The organism is Vibrio sp. 10N.286.51.C3 (assembly GCF_003050065.1).
Lineage (GTDB): Bacteria > Pseudomonadota > Gammaproteobacteria > Enterobacterales > Vibrionaceae > Vibrio > Vibrio crassostreae.
This window is the reverse complement of record NZ_PIGC01000005.1, coordinates 115,817-134,783: the sequence shown is the minus strand read 5'-3', so window position 1 is coordinate 134,783 and position 18,967 is coordinate 115,817. Positions and strand designations below refer to the sequence as shown.

General features: G+C 44.2%; 17 protein-coding genes. 3 read left to right on the top strand and 14 right to left on the bottom strand.

What is annotated here, in order from left to right:
* Positions 1-58: 58 nt before the first annotated feature.
* Together CWO27_RS07150 and lrp are read right to left on the bottom strand one after the other, a co-directional pair.
* Positions 59-3,217, bottom strand: a complete 3,159-nt coding sequence (locus CWO27_RS07150) for a DNA translocase FtsK 4TM domain-containing protein (protein ID WP_107898762.1) — start codon at positions 3,215-3,217, stop codon at positions 59-61.
* 163 nt (positions 3,218-3,380) lie between these two features.
* Complete coding sequence (gene lrp, locus CWO27_RS07145) at positions 3,381-3,875, bottom strand: leucine-responsive transcriptional regulator Lrp (protein WP_004734558.1); 495 nt, start codon at positions 3,873-3,875, stop codon at positions 3,381-3,383.
* Positions 3,876-4,031: 156 nt separating this feature from the next.
* On the opposite strand from lrp, the gene ald reads away from it, so the two are divergent.
* On the top strand, positions 4,032-5,156 hold the full coding sequence (gene ald / locus CWO27_RS07140; RefSeq protein ID WP_017060246.1) for an alanine dehydrogenase: 1,125 nt from the start codon (positions 4,032-4,034) through the stop codon (positions 5,154-5,156).
* A 158-nt stretch (positions 5,157-5,314) separates the two neighbouring features.
* Here ald and CWO27_RS07135 read toward each other — a convergent pair whose 3' ends face one another.
* A complete protein-coding gene (locus CWO27_RS07135) occupies positions 5,315-6,517 on the bottom strand; it encodes a methyltransferase (protein ID WP_102432598.1) in 1,203 nt (400 codons plus the stop codon).
* A 152-nt stretch (positions 6,518-6,669) separates the two neighbouring features.
* Positions 6,670-7,644 (bottom strand): HTH-type transcriptional regulator CysB, encoded by a 975-nt coding sequence (gene cysB / locus CWO27_RS07130; RefSeq protein WP_017060244.1) that lies wholly within the window; start codon positions 7,642-7,644, stop codon positions 6,670-6,672.
* A gap of 322 nt (positions 7,645-7,966) precedes the next feature.
* On the opposite strand from cysB, the gene CWO27_RS07125 reads away from it, so the two are divergent.
* Positions 7,967-8,731: a hypothetical protein gene (locus CWO27_RS07125; protein ID WP_048658294.1), complete on the top strand. Its 765-nt coding sequence runs from the start codon at positions 7,967-7,969 to the stop codon at positions 8,729-8,731.
* Positions 8,732-8,874: 143 nt separating this feature from the next.
* Positions 8,875-9,630: a tRNA isopentenyl-2-thiomethyl-A-37 hydroxylase MiaE gene (gene miaE / locus CWO27_RS07120; protein ID WP_048658293.1), complete on the top strand. Its 756-nt coding sequence runs from the start codon at positions 8,875-8,877 to the stop codon at positions 9,628-9,630.
* Positions 9,631-9,732: 102 nt separating this feature from the next.
* On the opposite strand, the gene pyrF is transcribed toward miaE, so the two are convergent.
* From pyrF to msbA, 10 genes are all read right to left on the bottom strand, one after another.
* Entirely contained in the window at positions 9,733-10,428 is a 696-nt protein-coding gene (pyrF, locus tag CWO27_RS07115) for an orotidine-5'-phosphate decarboxylase (protein WP_107898761.1), read from the bottom strand.
* A 123-nt stretch (positions 10,429-10,551) separates the two neighbouring features.
* Entirely contained in the window at positions 10,552-11,727 is a 1,176-nt protein-coding gene (lapB, locus tag CWO27_RS07110) for a lipopolysaccharide assembly protein LapB (protein WP_016769333.1), read from the bottom strand.
* 12 nt (positions 11,728-11,739) lie between these two features.
* Positions 11,740-12,012 (bottom strand): LapA family protein, encoded by a 273-nt coding sequence (locus tag CWO27_RS07105; protein ID WP_017066774.1) that lies wholly within the window; start codon positions 12,010-12,012, stop codon positions 11,740-11,742.
* Between the two features lie 129 nt (positions 12,013-12,141).
* Complete coding sequence (ihfB, locus tag CWO27_RS07100) at positions 12,142-12,426, bottom strand: integration host factor subunit beta (protein WP_010439923.1); 285 nt, start codon at positions 12,424-12,426, stop codon at positions 12,142-12,144.
* A gap of 121 nt (positions 12,427-12,547) precedes the next feature.
* The gene (gene rpsA / locus CWO27_RS07095) at positions 12,548-14,218 is read right to left on the bottom strand and encodes a 30S ribosomal protein S1 (protein ID WP_010439921.1); all 1,671 of its coding nucleotides are present in this window, start codon (positions 14,216-14,218) and stop codon (positions 12,548-12,550) included.
* A gap of 106 nt (positions 14,219-14,324) precedes the next feature.
* Entirely contained in the window at positions 14,325-15,005 is a 681-nt protein-coding gene (gene cmk / locus CWO27_RS07090) for a (d)CMP kinase (RefSeq protein ID WP_017060237.1), read from the bottom strand.
* Positions 15,006-15,281: 276 nt separating this feature from the next.
* A complete protein-coding gene (kdsB, locus tag CWO27_RS07085; protein ID WP_009847141.1) occupies positions 15,282-16,028 on the bottom strand; it encodes a 3-deoxy-manno-octulosonate cytidylyltransferase in 747 nt (248 codons plus the stop codon).
* Positions 16,028-16,207, bottom strand: a complete 180-nt coding sequence (locus tag CWO27_RS07080) for a Trm112 family protein (protein WP_004736429.1) — start codon at positions 16,205-16,207, stop codon at positions 16,028-16,030. Before CWO27_RS07080 ends, kdsB begins: the two co-directional genes overlap by 1 nt.
* Positions 16,188-17,195, bottom strand: coding sequence for a tetraacyldisaccharide 4'-kinase (gene lpxK / locus CWO27_RS07075; RefSeq protein WP_055320128.1), 1,008 nt, complete (start codon positions 17,193-17,195; stop codon positions 16,188-16,190). The genes CWO27_RS07080 and lpxK overlap by 20 nt, the downstream gene beginning before the upstream one ends.
* 14 nt (positions 17,196-17,209) lie before the next feature.
* Positions 17,210-18,958 (bottom strand): lipid A ABC transporter ATP-binding protein/permease MsbA, encoded by a 1,749-nt coding sequence (gene msbA, locus CWO27_RS07070; RefSeq protein ID WP_048664097.1) that lies wholly within the window; start codon positions 18,956-18,958, stop codon positions 17,210-17,212.
* Positions 18,959-18,967: the final 9 nt, after the last annotated feature.

Below are 18,967 nucleotides of genomic sequence, written 5' to 3'. Positions count from 1 at the left end.
CATAAGTCGGTCATATTTTCGATTTGACCGACTTAATGGGTATGAGTTCCTAGTGGAACTAATCTTTTGGTGGCGCTGGTGCCAAGACTTCTCGGTTACCGTTATGGCCTGGAGCACTTACGATACCTTGAGCTTCAAGTTGCTCGACAATGCGTGCAGCACGGTTGTAACCAATCTTGAATCGACGCTGTACGCCTGAAACTGAACCACGACGTGAATGAACAACGTGTTCTACCACTTGATCAAACAGAGGATCGACCTCTTCATCACCTTCCATCTTCTCACCCGGAAGCAAGGTTTCTGGGGTTTGTTCGCCGTTAGTGATCTCATCAATATAGTTTGGCTTACCACGCGCTTTCCAGTTATTCACAACTGCGTGTACATCATCATCAGATGCAAAGGCACCGTGAACACGAGTTGTATGACTAGAGCCCGGTGGCAAGTAAAGCATATCACCCATGCCCAATAGTGATTCCGCACCACCTTGGTCAAGGATAGTTCTTGAATCCGTTTTGGTTGATACCGTAAAGGCCACACGGGTTGGAATGTTCGCTTTGATAAGGCCGGTAATAACATCCACCGAAGGACGTTGCGTCGCTAGGATCAAGTGAACACCCGCCGCACGTGCTTTTTGTGCCAAACGTGCGATCAGTTCTTCAACCTTCTTACCGACCACCATGATTAGGTCGGCAAATTCATCAACGATAACCACAATGTAAGGCAGCTTCTCAAGCAATGGGGCTTCAGGGTCCATGCTGTCGCCCGGCTTCCACAGTGGATCGTGAATTGGGTGACCCGCTTCCGCAGCCATCTTAAGCTTATCGTTGTAACCTTTAATGTTACGAACGCCTAACGCTGACATCAGCTTATAACGGCGTTCCATCTCGCCAACACACCAACGAAGGGCGTTCGACGCATCTTTCATGTCGGTTACCACTTCAGACAATAGATGAGGAATACCCTCATAAACCGATAGCTCAAGCATTTTCGGGTCGATCATGATGAATCGAACATCTTCCGGTGATGCTTTGTAAAGCATACTCAGAATCATTACGTTCACACCTACCGACTTACCAGAACCGGTTGTACCAGCAACCAGAACGTGAGGCATTTTCGATAGATCAGCAATGACGGCTTCACCAGCGATGTCTTGTCCGAGAACCACTGTCGTTGGAGATTTCGCTTCTTGGAACTGAGGGCTAGCAACCACATCTGAGAAGAATACTGTTTGGCGACTCATGTTTGGCAGTTCTAAGCCAACATAAGGTTTACCCGGAATCACCTCTACGACACGTACTGCCAATGCAGAAAGCGAACGCGCTAAGTCCATAGAAAGACCAGAAATACGGCTTACTTTCACACCCGGAGCCAGATCAAGTTCGAATCGAGTGATTACTGGACCAGGGAAAATATCAACCACATCGGCTTTGATCTTGTAGTCCGCTAGCTTAGATTCCACAAGACGAGCAATTGCCTCTAGTGCGTCACGGTCAATAAAGGTTTCACGCTTTTCAGGGTGGAATAACAATTCAAGTGTTGGTAATGGCTCAGCAGGCTTCGGTAAATTAACATCTTGTTGAACCAAGAACGGGTTCTGCGCCGCTGCCATATTCGCTTGGGCTTCAGAAATAATGCTTTGGAATGCGGCGACATCCTGATCTTGATGCGAAGACTCTTCTTCCGTAACTTCTTCCCAAGGAAGATCAACAGCTGGCTCTTGGCTTTGTGCTGTTGGCTGTTCAGGCTCTGAATGTTCTTCTTGATAAGAGAAAGGTTCAAATTGCTCATCCGCTAACTCTGCATCAGCTTGCTCGGTTTCAGTCTGCTGAGCTTCAGGAGCGAAAGTCTGTTCGTCAGCCTGCTCTTCCGTTACATCAAATGGTGAAGCTTGTGCAGAGAAATCGTCTTCCACAGTTGCTTCTGGCTCACCCATTGGTGAAGCGTATAGAGATTCTGGCTGAACATCTTCAACATCGAATTCATTCGTTACTTCTGGCGAGCTATTGATCTCTGGTTCTGCACTTTCAAGAGCCATATCAGTAGAGGTAACGTCTTGTTGCTCATTCTGCATGTATTGCTGATACGCGATTTGAGATTCATGCGCATCAACCTGTTCTTGCTCCGCAAGATCATCTTCATACATAGCGGCGTTTTCTAGCTGCTCGATAGTGGCATTAAGCTGCTTCGAGCGCTCAATACCTTCTTCTAACGGTTCTTCTGGCGCTTGGTAAACAGGTGCTATAGGGATCGACTCAGGTGCAACTTGAGGTTGGCGCTGAACCTGAGGTTCTTCTTGTTCTGAAGCTTCTTGCTTCGCTGGCGCCTCAACAGGCATGTGAATATTGTAATGGCGCTTCGGTGTCGCAGCGCTCTCTAGCGCACTTGCAGCCGCATCTGACGAATCATTGGTCGCAGAAAAGCTCATTGCAGGATCTAGTGGATCATGCTCTGTTGATTCTTTGTTATCTTCTAAAGCAGGAACATCACGGTAACTCGGCTCTTGATGACGTTCTTCGATTAAATCGCGGTCTGCTGATTCTCTTAGCTGAGGCTCTAGTAGCTCTTGATCTTGGCCACGAGCCTTATTAACAGCAGACGTGAAGAATTTGATGGCACATTCACCTAACCATTCCACAATGCTTAACCAAGAAATACCAGTTAATAGAGTAAAACCAGCACCCCATAAGAAAAGAAGAACCAGCGTACTACCAAGAACATTCAACGTCGGAAGTGCAAGGCTTGTTAAGACGTCACCCACGACTCCACCTGATGAAAAGTACCAGATGTCGTCAAAGTTAATATCCGCTAGACCACAACTAGTAAGGATTAGGATAGTCAGGCCAAGTAAGCGAGTGCCCCACAGCATGAAGTCGATCTGCTCGTCTTCATTACGTTTGCGGAATAATACCCACGCAGCAACCGTCACCAAGATAGGCAAAGGGTAAGCCAAAGAACCAAATATGAAGAAAAGTGTATCCGCCAACCAAGCACCTAGATAACCACCCGCATTTTGAATGTCACCACCCCACGCCGTTTGCGACCATGATGGGTCAGCTGGACTAAAAGTTAATAACGCAACGGCAAGTAGAATAGAGAAGAGAACACCGAGAATCAGGCTGCACTCTTTGAGACGTTGAGAACCACTCAAACGAGGAGACTGAGGCTCTTCACTCGTTTTAATGATTGTTTCTACTTTATTACTGCTCTGCTTGAACATAAACCAACTTAATAATTAAACGGGATAAAAACATCTCGAGCGGCAAAAGCCGCTCGTTTCAATGAAACTACTGTTGATTTAACCATATCAAACAGAAAAACCCAATTCCAGAAAGCAAGAAAGCGGAACAAATGTCCGCTTTCTTTCATTTCACCAATTGTGACTAACGAGTTTTAATCACAAGTTGATTAGTTTGTTTCACTTCTTCCATTACAACGTAAGTTCGAGTGTCGTTTACGCCCGGTAGACGAAGTAACGTATCACCCAATAGCTTACGGTAAGCACCCATATCAGATACACGTGTTTTTAGAAGATAGTCAAAATCACCCGACACTAAATGACACTCTTGGATGTCATCTAGTTTCTGCACAGCGGTGTTGAATTGTTCGAACACATCTGGCGCACCACGGTTCAACGTAATTTCAACAAACACTAAAAGTGAAGCATCAAGGTACTGTGGGTTCAGCAATGCTGTGTACCCAGTAATGTAACCTTGACGTTCTAAACGACGAACACGTTCAAGACATGGAGTTGGAGAAAGTCCTACTCGTTTTGAGAGTTCAACGTTTGAGATACGACCGTCTTTTTGCAACTCATTAAGAATGTTGCGGTCAATACGATCTAGTTCCTTGGACGGCTTCTTATAATTGTCTGCCATTTTTTATTCCACCTTATTACTTCCTTGCAAAAAAATATACTACAACTTTTTAATATTCAGTATCAAATTTTATCTGAACCTATCTATACTAGATATTAATTCGACAGAATTACCCTACACATAGATAAAACAACCAAAATAAAATGAGGAGTCAGGATGATCATTGGCGTACCTAAGGAAATCAAGAACCACGAATACCGCGTTGGTATGACCCCAGCTAGCGTGAGAGAACTAATCTCACACGGCCACCAAGTTTTTGTAGAAACCAATGCCGGTACTGGTATCGGTTTTTCAGACGATGATTACATCGCTGTAGGCGCATCCATTCTTCCTACTGCTGCTGACGTTTTCGCGAAAGCAGAGATGATTGTAAAGGTTAAAGAACCTCAAGCTGTCGAGCGAGCTATGCTTCGCGAAGGGCAAATATTATTTACCTATTTACACCTTGCACCAGATTTTCCACAAACTGAAGAGCTTATCAAGAGCAAAGCTGTCTGCGTAGCCTATGAGACTGTAACAGATAATATGGGTCGCTTGCCACTATTAGCACCAATGTCTGAAGTAGCTGGTCGTATGTCTATTCAAGCAGGTGCACAAACATTAGAGAAATCTAACGGTGGTTGTGGTCTTCTTCTTGGTGGCGTTCCAGGTGTTGAACCAGCAAAAGTTGTTGTTGTTGGTGGCGGCGTTGTAGGTGCTAACGCAGCACGTATGGCTGTTGGCCTTCGCGCTGATGTTACAATCCTTGACCGTAACGTAGATACACTTCGTCGTCTTGATGAAGAATTCCAAGGTCGCGCAAAAGTGGTTTATTCTACTGAAGACGCTATCGAGAAGCATGTTCTAGAAGCAGACCTAGTGATTGGTGCAGTACTAATCCCTGGTGCAGCAGCGCCTAAACTGGTTACAAAAGAGCACATCGCTAAGATGAAGCCAGGTTCAGCTGTTGTTGACGTTGCAATCGACCAAGGCGGTTGTTTCGAGACTTCTCACGCAACCACTCACGCAGACCCAACTTACATCGTTGATGACGTAGTTCACTACTGTGTTGCAAACATGCCAGGTGCTGTAGCGCGTACTTCAACTTACGCACTAAACAATGCAACACTTCCTTACATTGTTAAGCTAGCGAACAAAGGCTACCGCGAAGCACTTCTATCTGATGAAGGCTTCCTAGAAGGTCTAAACGTCATTCACGGTAAAGTAACTTGTAAAGAAGTTGCAGAAAGCTTTGACCTTGAATACGTAGATCCAGCAGAAGCTATCGCAATGTTTAACTAATGATGTAGTAACTAACTGAGCGTCAAATTTTCTCGTTGAAGCGTTCAGTTAATCCACACATTAAAAAGCCAGTCCGATTTTGTCGAACTGGCTTTTTTGTCTCTATAACACTATCGTTCGAAAGCTATGATTAGCACGCTTTCTAATAACCGCATCGTTTATCTATCGCTCTTAACACCATGAACCAACAGATTTCGAGGTGTGACACTACGTTCACAAAACTCTTCGATGGTGGCTTCGTAGCCTTGTTCTTTTAAATAAATCGCGCGATCCAACGCTAGCCATATCTCTAATGGTCGTCTAAAGACTTGCTGAACCAGGCTTAGTTTTTCCATCTCCCAGAAAAGTTGCTCCCCTTGAACAAGATAAGACTCAAAATCGGTATCCAAACGAATTGGGAGCTCTTTAATCTCTGAAGCCCATAAACAAAAAGCTTTAAAGCCCGCAGACAATTCTGATTTTTTGATGCTCGGCACGGGAATGTATTCATCAATCCCCATTTCAGCCTTGAGTAACTGACTGAAGCCTAGGCGATAACTCATCTCCAATTGGCGATGTCGCTTTACCCTTTCGCCACCAGTAACGGTTTCTTGGAGTGGAATTCGTAAATCACTCTTGCTCAATGTTAAAGCCGAGGCTTGTGCCACTGATGACATCGCTTTGTAGTTGTCGTCACGAATAAGGTGATAACAACAAGGGGATATAGTCACAGCAGGAAGCCCATGCGACACGGACTTTTTAACTAACTCAACATGGAGATCACCACAGGCATGCAGTGCTACCGCATGTTGATTGGAATTAAACACCTCATCAACACTCTCAGAAAAGGCATCACCTTGAACAAACGTCATTTCTAAACGTTGTGCATCTGCAATCTTTTGGCCGCTTTCGCACAGCGATTGTTGCCACTCGAAGCTGGTCACTTTTTGCTTCGATTGTTGAGATAAGATTCGACCAAGGAAGCCTTTACCAGAACACCACTCCAGCCACTCTTTACCATGGTGGTGATCAAGTACCGCCTCTCCCATCGACACGATTTGTTGCAACTTTCTACCTGGAATACCATCGGCAGTACCACGAGGGAGGTGGAGCCCTACCAAAGCTGTATTATCAAACTGAATATTTTGATTCGCGAGCTCTAAATCAGGAAGGAAACGAATCAGTTCCTCGGCCAACAGCTCAGGGTTTTCTTTTAAAGTTTGAATGCTTTCAATGCTTAAGTCTTCTAACCAGTCAACAAGTGGACGATTGGCCTCTTGCCATGGTTGCTGTTGAGTTTGGCATAGGTGAAAAGGCTCTGAACGCCAATAAACTTGGTGCTCTAACAAAAATGAGTCGAGAATTGTAAATCGTGAATGCATGATTCCCCCTATGGTGCGTGGATTGTAGGGGTAAGAGCTTCAAATGGAAAGGTTCGAGACAAAGAGAACTAAAAAACGCACGCCCAATAAAGCCGAAAACAAAACGGCCTGTAAATACAGGCCGAATAAGAGTCTAGCTTTAAATGAAGAGATTAACGAACAGGTAGTTCGATATCTTTAAACATCTCTTCGATCTCTTCATTAGACTTCAAAGAAATGGCTTGCTCAACTACTGGGCGAGTTAGGTGCGGCGCAAAACGCTCCATAAAATCAAACATGTAAGAACGCAGGAATGTGCCTTTTCTAAAGCCAATGCTTGTGGTGCTAGCACCAAATAGGTGACTCGCATCAATTGCAACCAAATCGGTATCTTGCTCGTGGTCAATCGCCATACTTGCGATGACACCCACACCAATGCCCATGCGAACATACGTTTTGATGACGTCCGCATCGGTCGCGGTAAACACAACACGCGGTGTTAGACCAACTTTATTGAACGCAGTATCAAGCTCAGAACGACCAGTGAAACCAAATACGTAGGTCACTAGAGAATAAGCCGCAAGATCTTCGATCGTTATATTTCGCTTCTGTGCCAGAGGGTGATCTTTGGTCACAACGATTGAACGGTTCCAGTGGTAACACGGCAGCATGATCGCATCTTGATAAAGGTGCAGAGCTTCTGTTGCAATCGCAAAGTTCGCTGTACCCTTCGCTACCGCTTCTGACATCTGGCTTGGTGTGCCTTGGTGCATGTGAAGCGATACTTTTGGATAACGCGCAGTGAAACCTTTAATCACATCAGGCAGAGCATAACGAGCTTGGGTATGAGTGGTTGAAATATTCAATGTACCCATCTCAGGATGAGTGTGTTCACCCGCTACGGCTTTAATGCTCTCAACACGAGCCAAAATCTCTTGAGAGATGCGAATGATATCCTCACCGGCTTGGGTAACCTGTGTTAAATGCTTACCGCTACGCTCAAAAATCTGAATGCCTAGCTCGTCTTCAAGTAATCTAACTTGCTTACTAATGCCTGGCTGAGATGTGTACAAACTCTCTGCTGTAGCTGAAACATTTAGGTTATGGTTTACAACCTCAACAATGTACTTCAGTTGCTGTAACTTCATATCTAACCTCGTAATCCTTTACTCATTTCTGTGCTAACTTATTTGCAAAGAGAGCGTTATAGTCTCGTGTAATATAATTAATAGTTATAACGCTTCAAACACAAAAATGACAGAAAAATTGAGTTTTTCTAGCTTAACAAACAAAAACATCACTAACGCTTTGCAACCCAACCCTCATTCTCATACATTAGTGGGTAAGTTTTGATTGCCGATTTCGCTCAACAAGAGATAATCAGAAATTGCAATTTACGAGTGCCGATACACAATGGAATCGTGTATCCTCTCAGGTTAGCTATAGAAAATAATAAGCAGACTCAAATATATGAATATTGGTTTAATAATCGCCTTAGTAGCCGTTCTTTTGGTGTTAGTTTTAGGCTACAACATCATGCTTCAATATAAAGTTAAGGTAGAAACAGCGAAGAAACAGGAAGCTTCTCGTTATCTAACCATTATTGACGGTACAGAAGAACTGATTGGCAACGCTCATCACATGCCGTTTAGCCAAGATCTTCTTGTGTGCTTAAACAATCGGATTCTTGATGCATTAGAAAACATGTATCAACTCGATCCAAAAAATAAGCAGCTTGCCCAACGCATTGAAAGCGTAAAACAACAGATCACTCAGCTCAAAGAGAACTACAAAGGTGGTGAGAGCACAGTTTTCCGCGTACCAAGTAGTGACAAGCAAGCAATCATGATGCTAAAGCTCGTTAAGCGCCTACGTGATACAGTCCGCAACGAACACAATAAGGGTCGCTTCGAGACTCAAGCTTATGTGGTTGAAAACGCTCGTCTAGAGACAATTCAAATTCGTATCAACATTGAAAACGTTATCAAACGTGCAAACGACTCGATTTCTCGTGGGCAACCGGGAACAGCAATTCAGTTACTGCGTAAAGGTATCGATGCGCTAGCAACCAAAAATGATTCGTACTCTAATCAAGCAAAAGAAAAGCTACAGCAGATGCTCGACGAGCTTGATCAAAAACGCCAAGATAAGAACGCTCAAGATTTACAACAGATCGAATCTAAAGAGCGAGAAGACGATATGGATGCCCTCTTCGGTCAAAAGAAAAAATGGTAACAGTCTAACTCAACAATTAAAGGCCGCCTTATTTACATTAAATAGGCGGCCTTTTTTATAGCTGTTGAATTTCCTTTCTCTGTATAGGGAGATCTCTTGAGCTGTGATAAAATCCCCGCATTATCAACAAACTTTCCCTGACCATGTATCAAGAACTACTCGCTCCAATCCACTCTTTTCTGAAAGCAGAAACGCCAGATTCATGGATAGATGAAGCCAAAAAGCCTGAAAATCTGCACATCATTCTACGCGATCACATGCTGTGTGAACTTAAAGCAGCACAGAGTGCCTTGTTCCTTATCCGCAAGTACGCAGTTGATAAAGAAAGTGCGAAACAACTGAATGAATGGATTTTGCCATACGAGCAATTTGCTTACCGTCGTATCGGAGACTTAGAGTCTCTGCGTGGTAAAAGCAACGTATCCAAGCAAATCACAGCGAAAGAAGGCTGTAATTACGGTGCTGATCTGATCGATAAGATGGTACTGCTGATCAAAGAAGAGCTGCATCACTTCTACCAAGTCATGGAGTTGATGGAGAAGAAAGGCGTAACTTACCAGCCAATCGAGGCGGGTCGTTATGCTAAAGGCTTGATCAAACAAGTTAAGACTTACGAGCCTGATGCTCTGGTTGATAAGCTTATCATCGGCGCGTTTATTGAAGCTCGCTCTTGTGAACGATTCGCTAAATTGGCTCCTTTCTTGGAAGAAGACATGGAGAAATTTTACGTGTCTCTACTTCGCTCAGAAGCTCGCCACTACCAAGATTACCTTGAGCTAGCAGAACAGATCGCAGGTAAAGATATTTCAGAGCGTATTGCTCATTTTGCGCAAGTAGAAGCGGAACTTATCACTTCAGAAGACAGTGACTTCAAATTCCATAGTGGTGCGCCGGTTTAAGTTAAGCCAATCTAGCCCAAACGAATTCTGTTTCTCGAAAACAAACAAAAAGGCCAGCAAATTGCTGGCCTTCTTTATTGGAATTGCGACTTAATTATAGGCTTAAGCTAGCGTGCCGTTGATTTCAGCAAGTACTGCTGCAGGGTCTGCTGCTTGAGTAATTGGACGACCGATAACTAAGTAGTCTGAGCCGGCTTGAATCGCCTTAGAAGGCGTCATGATTCGCTTCTGGTCGCCAACATCAGCGCCTACAGGTCGAATACCAGGAGTCACTAGTTTAAACTCTTGACCCAGAGCCCCTTTCAGTAAAGAAGCCTCTTGTGCCGAACATACAACGCCATCTAGGCCTGAGTTTTTCGTTAGAGACGCTAAGCGCATAACTTGTTGCTGAGGCTCCAAATCCAAACCGATACCCGCCAAGTCAGATTGCTCCATACTGGTTAATACCGTCACACCGATTAACAGCGGACGATCTTTACCATACGGTTCTAAAATCTCGCGAGAAGCTGTCATCATGCGCTCACCGCCACTAGCATGTACGTTCACCATCCATACACCTAGTTCAGCGGCAGCGCGGACTGCCTTTGAACATGTGTTCGGGATATCGTGAAACTTAAGGTCTAAAAATACTGAGAAACCACGCTTATGCAATTCACGAACAAATTCAGGGCCAAACAGAGTAAACATCTCTTTGCCCACTTTTAGGCGGCAAGATGCTGGATCAATACGATCAACAAAGGCTAACGCATCCGCTTGGTTGTCATAATCCAAAGCTACAATGATTTTTTGGTCGTTCATTTCATCTCCTAACGCAGTTAACTTTCTAAAAATTTCAATCACCAAATCAGGTGATAAATAACAGTCATAAAAATGCAGCCCGAAAGCTGCAATTAATAATTTGGTCTTAAAATGACCACAAATCTATTCACCATCAAGCCCACGAATAGGCTTGATCGTTCCCCACCCCTTACATGAAGGGCAGTGCCAATACATTGAATGTGTTGAGAAACCACACTGACGACAACGATAATGGGGCTTAACCTTAAGTTGTTCACCAACCATAGACTGAAGTGTGGTTAAGCTGTCTTTCGCTCGACCTTCTTCAGCTTCCGCTAGGTGGTAATCAATTAATCGATAAAAACCTTTCATGGTTGGGTTTTTAACAAGCTGCTTGGTCAGTAGCTCTTGCGCAGAGCCTACATCTTCATGGTGAGCAACCAATTGCGCCAGCATCAGTTCGGCAGATACACCGGCTTTCTTCTGTATACACGCTTTCAGGAACTCGACCAGTTGAGCTTCTTGTCCAAGTTTGTGGTAACACTCAGCAAGAGTTGGCAACACCTCACTGATAAAATCGATATCTTGTTCGAGTACCGACTCCAGACAATCAATTGTCTTTTGGTAATCTTCATTCGCTAAGTGGAACTTACCTAAAGCAATACTTGCACGAACACATTTAGGATCTTCAGAAAGCGCCTTCTTGAAGTGCTGAAGTGCTTTAGAGCGATTGCCATCAGCTTGCTCCTGCATCGCAAGTTCACACCAAAAATGCGCTACTGTCGCACGCATTTTCATTTTCTTCTTACCAAGCTTAACGAGGATATTTCCGTAATGGATAGCCTTATTCCACTCTCGAGTTTGCTGATAAATAGCAACTAACTGCTGCAAAGCGCCCTCTTTGTGGTCGGGTTCTTCTACAAGCTGTTCAAAGATTTTTTCGGCGCGATCAAGAAAACCAGAGACCATGTAGTCTTTAGCTAATTGTTGCAGTGCGAGATTTTTCTGGTCGAGAGTAAGCCCCGAACGAGAGATAAGATTTTGGTGAATTCGAATAGCGCGGTCGACTTCGCCTCTTGAGCGGAACAAGTTGCCCAAGGCTAAGTGAGTGTCGATGGTCTCATTGTCTACTTGAAGTAGCTCAATAAAATGATCAACCGCTTTGTCAGATTGGTCTGACAGTAATAGGTTCAAACCCGTCACGTATTGACGGGAGATCTGGTGTGATTGTTTTTGTTTTTCTTGCTGAGCATTACGATTACCCATATACCAACCATAAGCGGCTGCGATAGGCAAAAGTAAGAACAGTAACTCTAACATCAAATATAGCCTTTAAGCTTTAGTATCAGCAGCGACCTGCTTTGATTGCTTATTGAGTTGCTTCTTCAAGCGATGAATTTTTAGCTGAGACCGCATGTGCATATTGCCAAAGACTAACCAAGCAAGGGCAAAGCCTGAAACGAATACAACGCCTAGTAAACTTGATAGGTGGAAGTCACCTTGCGCTAGCAGATAGTTGAAATTCACAGTTGTTTGGTTTTGAGAGCCTAAAGCCAGTGCAATTAGGAAAAGTGCGATAACGGCGACTATTTTTATAATTTTCATAGTTCATCACTCATTGGTTGGTTAGCTGTACGATTATGCAGGAAAATTACTAATCAGACCACCATATTATGGTCATAAAAAAGCGGCATACATTATAGTATGCCGCTTTTCTTAATTCCGATAAGTAGGCTACAGTCCTGAGTTTACTCGTTCGCGTAGCTCTTTACCTGGTTTGAAGTGAGGAACGTATTTGCCTTCCAACTCTACCTTGTCACCAGTTTTAGGATTACGTCCAACACGAGGTTCACGGTAATGCAGAGAAAAACTGCCAAAGCCGCGAATTTCGATTCGATCACCACTTTCTAGTGTTGAAGCCATGTGCTCTAAAATGTCTTTTACAGCGTCTTCAATTTCTTTTGCAGAAAGATGCGTTTGCTCAGCGCATAGTCTTTCAATCAATTCAGACTTAGTCATAGTTACCCTCGTTGGTTTTCTTTTTAGAAATTATAGACCTATCGGAAAAATAAGCAAAAAAAAAGGAGCCTTACGGCTCCTTTCTTGGCTATATAGCTATAATTCTCTTAACGAGAAGCTATTATTCGCCTTTAGCAGCTTTGAATGCGTCTGCCATTGCGTTACCGAACGCGCCTTCTTCAGACTTGTTCAGTGAAGCCATTGCTTCTTGCTCATCAGCTTCATCTTTAGCTTTGATAGATAGGTTGATTACGCGGTTCTTACGGTCTACACCAGTGAACTTCGCTTCAACGCTGTCGCCAACGCTTAGGATTAGAGATGCATCTTCGATACGGTCGCGAGAAACTTCAGAAGCGCGGATGTAACCTTCAACGCCTTCGATTAGCTCGATAGTAGCGCCTTTCGCGTCAACTGCAGTAACAGTACCGTTTACAAGAACACCTTTCTTGTTGTCAGCAACGTATGCGTTGAACGGGTCGTTTTCCATTTGCTTAACGCCAAGAGAAATACGCTCACGCTCTGCATCTACTGCTAGAACAACAGCAGAGATTTCGTCGCCTTTCTTGTATTCACGTACAGCTTCTTCGCCGGCAGCGTTCCAAGAAATGTCAGATAGGTGTACAAGACCGTCGATACCGCCTTCTAGACCGATGAAGATACCAAAGTCAGTGATAGACTTGATCTTACCAGTAACTTTGTCGCCCTTAGCTTGCATTTCTGCAAATGACTGCCATGGGTTAGCTTTACACTGTTTCAGACCTAGAGAGATACGACGACGTTCTTCGTCGATATCAAGAACCATAACCTCAACTTCGTCGCCAACATTAACAACTTTAGAAGGGTGGATGTTCTTGTTAGTCCAATCCATTTCAGAAACGTGTACTAGACCTTCAACGCCTTCTTCGATCTCAACGAAGCAGCCGTAGTCAGTTAGGTTTGTAACACGACCAGAAAGCTTGTGACCTTCAGGGTAACGCTTAGCGATTGCTACCCATGGATCTTCGCCTAGTTGCTTAAGACCTAGTGAAACACGAGTGCGCTCACGATCGAACTTAAGAACTTTAACTAGGATTTCGTCACCAACGTTAACGATCTCTGATGGGTGCTTAACGCGCTTCCAAGCCATATCTGTGATATGTAGAAGACCGTCAACACCGCCAAGGTCAACGAATGCACCGTAGTCAGTAAGGTTCTTAACGATACCTTTAACTTCAGTACCTTCTTGTAGAGTTTCAAGAAGTTCGTCACGCTCAACACTGTTTTCAGATTCGATAACAGCACGACGAGAAACAACAACGTTGTTACGCTTCTGGTCTAGCTTGATTACTTTGAACTCTAGCTCTTTGTTTTCTAGGTGAGCAGTGTCACGGATAGGACGTACGTCTACTAGAGAACCTGGAAGGAAAGCACGGATACCGTTAAGTTCAACAGTGAAACCGCCTTTAACTTTACCGTTGATGATACCAACAACAGTTTCAGCTTCTTCGCAAGCTTTCTCAAGTACGATCCAAGCTTCGTGACGCTTAGCTTTCTCACGAGAAAGTTGAGTCTCACCGAAACCATCTTCAACAGCGTCTAGAGCTACGTCTACTTCAGCACCAACTTCAACTTCAAGTTCGCCAGCAGCGTTCTTGAATTGTTCAGCAGGGATAGCAGATTCAGACTTAAGACCAGCGTCTACAAGAACGAAACCGTTCTCGATAGCTACTACAGTACCTTTAACGATGCTGCCTTGTTGGAATTCAGTTTCAGATAGAAACTCTTCAAAGAGTTGAGCAAAAGATTCAGTCATTATTTAATCTTCAATAATTAAACGTCCATGGGTATCCTACCGCATGGGGTTGATAAATTCGCCGGTCATCATCCTTGCGACCAACGTTCGTACTAGCTCGGCGAAATTACCCAGCCAGTTTCGATTCAATATAGTGTAGTGCTTTTTCTACTACCTGCTCAATATTCATTGAGGTGGAATCAAGCACTAGAGCATCCTCTGCAGGGCGAAGTGGCGCCACTGGGCGATTACGATCTCGGTCGTCTCGCTCTTGGATCTCGCTCAAAAGGTCGTCAAATTTAACATCTAACCCCTTCTGTTGCAACTGTTTAAGGCGGCGACTCGCACGCTCTTCAGCACTTGCATCTAAAAATATTTTCGCTTCAGCTTCAGGAAACACAACCGTTCCCATGTCACGGCCATCGGCAACCAAGCCAGGCGCAGCGCTGAATGCACGTTGACGACGAAGCAGTGCTTCTCGAACGCGAGGTAAAGCAGCAACTTTTGAAGCCGCCATGCCAGTCTCTTCTTTACGAAGTTCTCCAGACACATCTTCACCTTCTAGGATAACCTTAACTAAGTCGCCTTCAGCAATAAACTGCACGTCTAAGTGTGTAGCAAGCGGTACTAAAGCATCTTCTGATTCTGTATCCACACCATGGTGAATTGCAGCTAAAGCCAATACGCGATAGATCGCGCCTGAATCTAGAAGATGAAAGCCTAGCTTATCTGCTAGTAACATACACAGGGTACCTTTACCTGCACCACTTGGTCCATCAACCGTAATCACTGGGCTTTGAGAAGGCATCTTTTACTCCACGTTTTGTCGTAAGTTTTATTCTGTACTAGCGATTCGCCACTACTTTATAGGCGGCATATTATAGAGAAAAATTGGAAGTCGAGCGAGGTAAATCTCAGATAATTCCGTGTTGATGATGCATAAACAAATGCAACCAGCTCAATATCCGTTTGCGTAAGTCAATAAGACACCCACGCGCTTATCGATAGCGTACTTTTCGATAGATAGAAAAAAGCCTCGCAACAAGCAAGGCTCTACTGTGTTTTATGATCAGCTCAAAGAAGCTTAGCCAATAATAGCTCGAACCGCTTCTAGGTCTTCAGGTGTGTCAACCCCAGCAGCAGGCGCTTCAGCCGCAACGTCTACGTGGATTTTTTCACCGTACCAAAGCACGCGTAGTTGCTCTAGGCACTCAATTCGTTCTAGGGTACTTGGTTCCCAATTGATGTAGGTATTGATAAAACCCGCTCGGTAAGCATAGATACCAATATGACGAAGCAAAGGCGATTCTGCTGCAGTGCCGTTGTTCGCATAAGCATCGCGATCCCAAGGGATGGTTGCTCGGCTAAAATATAACGCGTAACCGTCTTTATCGGTTACAACTTTAACTGCGTTAGGATTAAACACTTCATCAGCATGAGTAATTTCCACACCTAACGTTGCCATCGGAGCTGTACTGTTCGCAAGGTTATTCGCAACCTGATTAATGATCGCAGGTGGGATAAGTGGCTCATCACCTTGAACATTCACGATAATATGATCATCTGGAATCTTCATAACTTCAATCACTTCAGCTAGACGCTCAGTGCCTGATTCATGATTCGGTGATGTCATACAAACGGTCGCGCCAAATGCTTTAGCCGCTTTTTCAACTCGAGCGTCGTCGGTAGCGATAATAACGTTATCAGCACCTGCCTTCATCGACTGTTCGTATACCCATTGAATCATCGGCTTGCCACCAATGTCAGCCAGAGGCTTACCTGGTAAACGGCTCGATTGGTATCTTGCAGGTATAACAACCGTATAAGACATTACTTACCCTCATCCATTGAAACGGTGCGAGCTTCAGGTTCTAAAAGAACAGGAATACCCTCTTTAATTGGGTAAGCAAGGCGATCAATTTTACAAACAAGCTCTTGCTTATCCTTGTCAAAAGTTAGTTTACCTTTACATACAGGGCAAGCAACGATCTCAAGTAGACGGTGATCCATAGTATTCCATAACCTCTTTTATTCTTTTTAAAATTTGCTGTTGCGAATCTTCATCAAACTGCGCAGAAACTGGAAGATACCACCAGTTATCTTGAGCATATTCTTCGCATTTTACAGCGTCTTTTTCTGTCATAATCAGATTCATGCCTTTCTTAGCTAAGGCATGAAGTTCATCTTTATCAAAATCTTGATGGTCAGCGAAACCCTGTGTGAACACCACATCACCATCAAGATCGTCTAATGTTTTAAAAAAACGTGGTGGATGGCCAATACCTGCAAAAGCCACCAGCTTCTGTAATTCTGCCACAGACCTTTTCTGACCTGTCTTCAGGTTAACGGCTTGGCTTGGAAGCAAAGACATCGAGAACTCTCGCCCGTGCGCTTTACCGCCATTATTCACCAAAAAGTCTACGTCATCTAAACGAGATATAGGCTCCCTTAATGGGCCTAAAGGAATTAGGCACTCACTACCAAAGCGTCTCGCACCGTCGATAACCGCAAATTCAATATCACGTTCAAGTGCATAATGCTGAAGGCCGTCGTCAGTGATGATGACATTCACCCCTTCGCTCAGTAAAGCCTTCACCGCATTCGCGCGCACAGGGTCGACCGCAACAGGGGCTCCTGTTCGCTTTCGGATCAAACGAGGTTCATCACCAGAGTGTTCTGCTGGCGTATTCTCATCCAAAACCAGCGGATAGCTTGGTGCTTTTGCACCGTAACCACGAGAAACGACACCAGGTTTAAAACCATTGGCCTGGAGCATCTCAACCAACCAAATCACGACCGGTGTTTTACCATTACCACCAGCGGTAATATTACCAACAACAATTACTGGCAATGGCGGACGGTAGGTCTCTTTCTTACCCGATAGATAAGCGTCACGACGTTGGCCACTGATCATTTTGAACAGCAAACTCAGTGGCCACAATAGCGGCCAGAGAAGATATTTCAACGGGTGGTTGTTAAACCAAATCTTTTCGATCACAACAAGACCTAATCTTATCCGCTGAACTGAATTCGGTGTAATTGAGCATAGGCGCCATCATGCGCGATTAATTCAGCATGTGCTCCCCTTTCTACAATATGACCATCATCAACCACTAGAATTTCATCGGCTTGCTCGATGGTAGAGAGTCGGTGTGCAATAACTAATACTGTTTTGTCTTTCTGCAGCTCTTCTAGTGCGGATTGAATCGCTCTCTCTGACTCTGTATCCAGTGCTGATGTTGCCTCATCAAGAATCAAAACAGGTGCATCTCTCAATAGAGCTCGGGCAATCGCAATACGCTGTCTTTGACCACCAGAAAGACTCGCGCCATTTTCACCAACAACGGTATCAATGCCATTTTCCATGCCTTCGATAAACTCACTAGCATGAGCAAGCTTAGCCGCGTGTTCAATCTGTTCACGTGAATACTGTTCTTCCGCTGCGTAAGCGATGTTATTCGCCACCGTATCGTTAAATAGATGTACATTTTGGGAAACGAGAGCAAAGTGTTCACGCAAATTTCTCAACTCATAATCACGAATATCGTGACCATCAAGTTCAATTGAGCCTGAGTCTACGTCATAAAAACGAGTAAATAAGTTCGCAATGGTACTCTTGCCAGAACCAGAACGGCCAACAAGTGCGACTGTTTTACCTTTCGGTATATTGAAACTCACCTTATCGAGTGCAGGCTTCTCTGCACCGTCATAAGTAAACGTCACATCTTTTACTGCAACGTCACCGGTTACGGTTTCAGGTTTCAACGTGCCTTTGTTTTGTTCTGTATCTAGATCCATCAAACCAAATAGCGTCGTACTTGCTGCCATACCGCGTTGGAATTCAGATGTTACGTTAGTTAGCGCTTTTAGTGGACGCAACAAACCAAACATTGCAGAGAAGACAACGGTAAACGTACCAGCAGTGAGCTCGGCTTTAATAGAATCAACACTAGCAAGGAATAGAACAACAACAATCGCAACTGATGCGATCATTTGAATAATTGGGTTAGCGGCCGCTTGAGCAGTGATTAGCTTCATGCTTTGTTGGCGCATTTGGTTACTAACTTTATCAAAGCGGTGTTTTTCGAGATCTTGACCACCGTAAGTTAGAACCACTTTATGCCCTTTCAGCATTTGTTCAGCTGAAGAAGCAACATGACCCATGCTGGTTTGCATGTTCTTAGAGATCTTTCTGAATCGCTTCGATACGATACTGATCGCCCACGCCACAAGAGGTGCTACAGCGAATAACACCAAAGACAACTGCCAACTGTTCCAGAACATCAGCGTCAGTAAGCCAATAATACTTGCACCTTCACGGACAATACTGACTAACGCTTTACTGGTTGCTGCAGACACTTGCTCTGAATCGTAAGTAATTCGGGATAGCAGAGCACCAGTCTGTTCTTTATCGAAGAAAGACACAGGCATGTGCATGAAATGGCTGAATATTTTACGACGAATTTCCATAACCACATTGCCAGAGACCCAGCTCAAACAGTAGGTTGAAACAAAACCACTGACACCACGAACGAACATCATGGCAAAGATAATAAGTGGAAGTGTACGTAAAAAGTCAGATTCAGCATTACCAAAGCCTTCATCAAGTAACGGCTTTAGTAAGGAAATCATATAGGTATCAGAAACGGCATTTATAATAAGCGCAATTACCGCAACACCTAGGCCGGCCTTATATAGTCGAATATAAGTCCAAAGTCTTTTAAATGTGACCCAGGTAGTTTCATCTGTTTGTGTTGACATAGAATCGCT

Coding starts and splice junctions, on each gene's coding strand:
- cmk (WP_017060237.1), bottom strand. CDS start 15,005: ATGCCTTCTCAAAGCCCAGTGATTACGGTTGATGGACCAAGTGGTGCA.
- ihfB (WP_010439923.1), bottom strand. CDS start 12,426: ATGACTAAGTCTGAATTGATTGAAAGACTATGCGCTGAGCAAACGCAT.
- miaE (WP_048658293.1), top strand. CDS start 8,875: ATGTATCAAGAACTACTCGCTCCAATCCACTCTTTTCTGAAAGCAGAA.
- lapB (WP_016769333.1), bottom strand. CDS start 11,727: ATGTTAGAGTTACTGTTCTTACTTTTGCCTATCGCAGCCGCTTATGGT.
- CWO27_RS07080 (WP_004736429.1), bottom strand. CDS start 16,207: ATGGATCACCGTCTACTTGAGATCGTTGCTTGCCCTGTATGTAAAGGT.
- lrp (WP_004734558.1), bottom strand. CDS start 3,875: ATGGCAGACAATTATAAGAAGCCGTCCAAGGAACTAGATCGTATTGAC.
- CWO27_RS07150 (WP_107898762.1), bottom strand. CDS start 3,217: ATGTTCAAGCAGAGCAGTAATAAAGTAGAAACAATCATTAAAACGAGT.
- CWO27_RS07105 (WP_017066774.1), bottom strand. CDS start 12,012: ATGAAAATTATAAAAATAGTCGCCGTTATCGCACTTTTCCTAATTGCA.
- cysB (WP_017060244.1), bottom strand. CDS start 7,644: ATGAAGTTACAGCAACTGAAGTACATTGTTGAGGTTGTAAACCATAAC.
- kdsB (WP_009847141.1), bottom strand. CDS start 16,028: ATGTCTTATACGGTTGTTATACCTGCAAGATACCAATCGAGCCGTTTA.
- ald (WP_017060246.1), top strand. CDS start 4,032: ATGATCATTGGCGTACCTAAGGAAATCAAGAACCACGAATACCGCGTT.
- CWO27_RS07135 (WP_102432598.1), bottom strand. CDS start 6,517: ATGCATTCACGATTTACAATTCTCGACTCATTTTTGTTAGAGCACCAA.
- rpsA (WP_010439921.1), bottom strand. CDS start 14,218: ATGACTGAATCTTTTGCTCAACTCTTTGAAGAGTTTCTATCTGAAACT.
- CWO27_RS07125 (WP_048658294.1), top strand. CDS start 7,967: ATGAATATTGGTTTAATAATCGCCTTAGTAGCCGTTCTTTTGGTGTTA.
- msbA (WP_048664097.1), bottom strand. CDS start 18,958: ATGTCAACACAAACAGATGAAACTACCTGGGTCACATTTAAAAGACTT.
- pyrF (WP_107898761.1), bottom strand. CDS start 10,428: ATGAACGACCAAAAAATCATTGTAGCTTTGGATTATGACAACCAAGCG.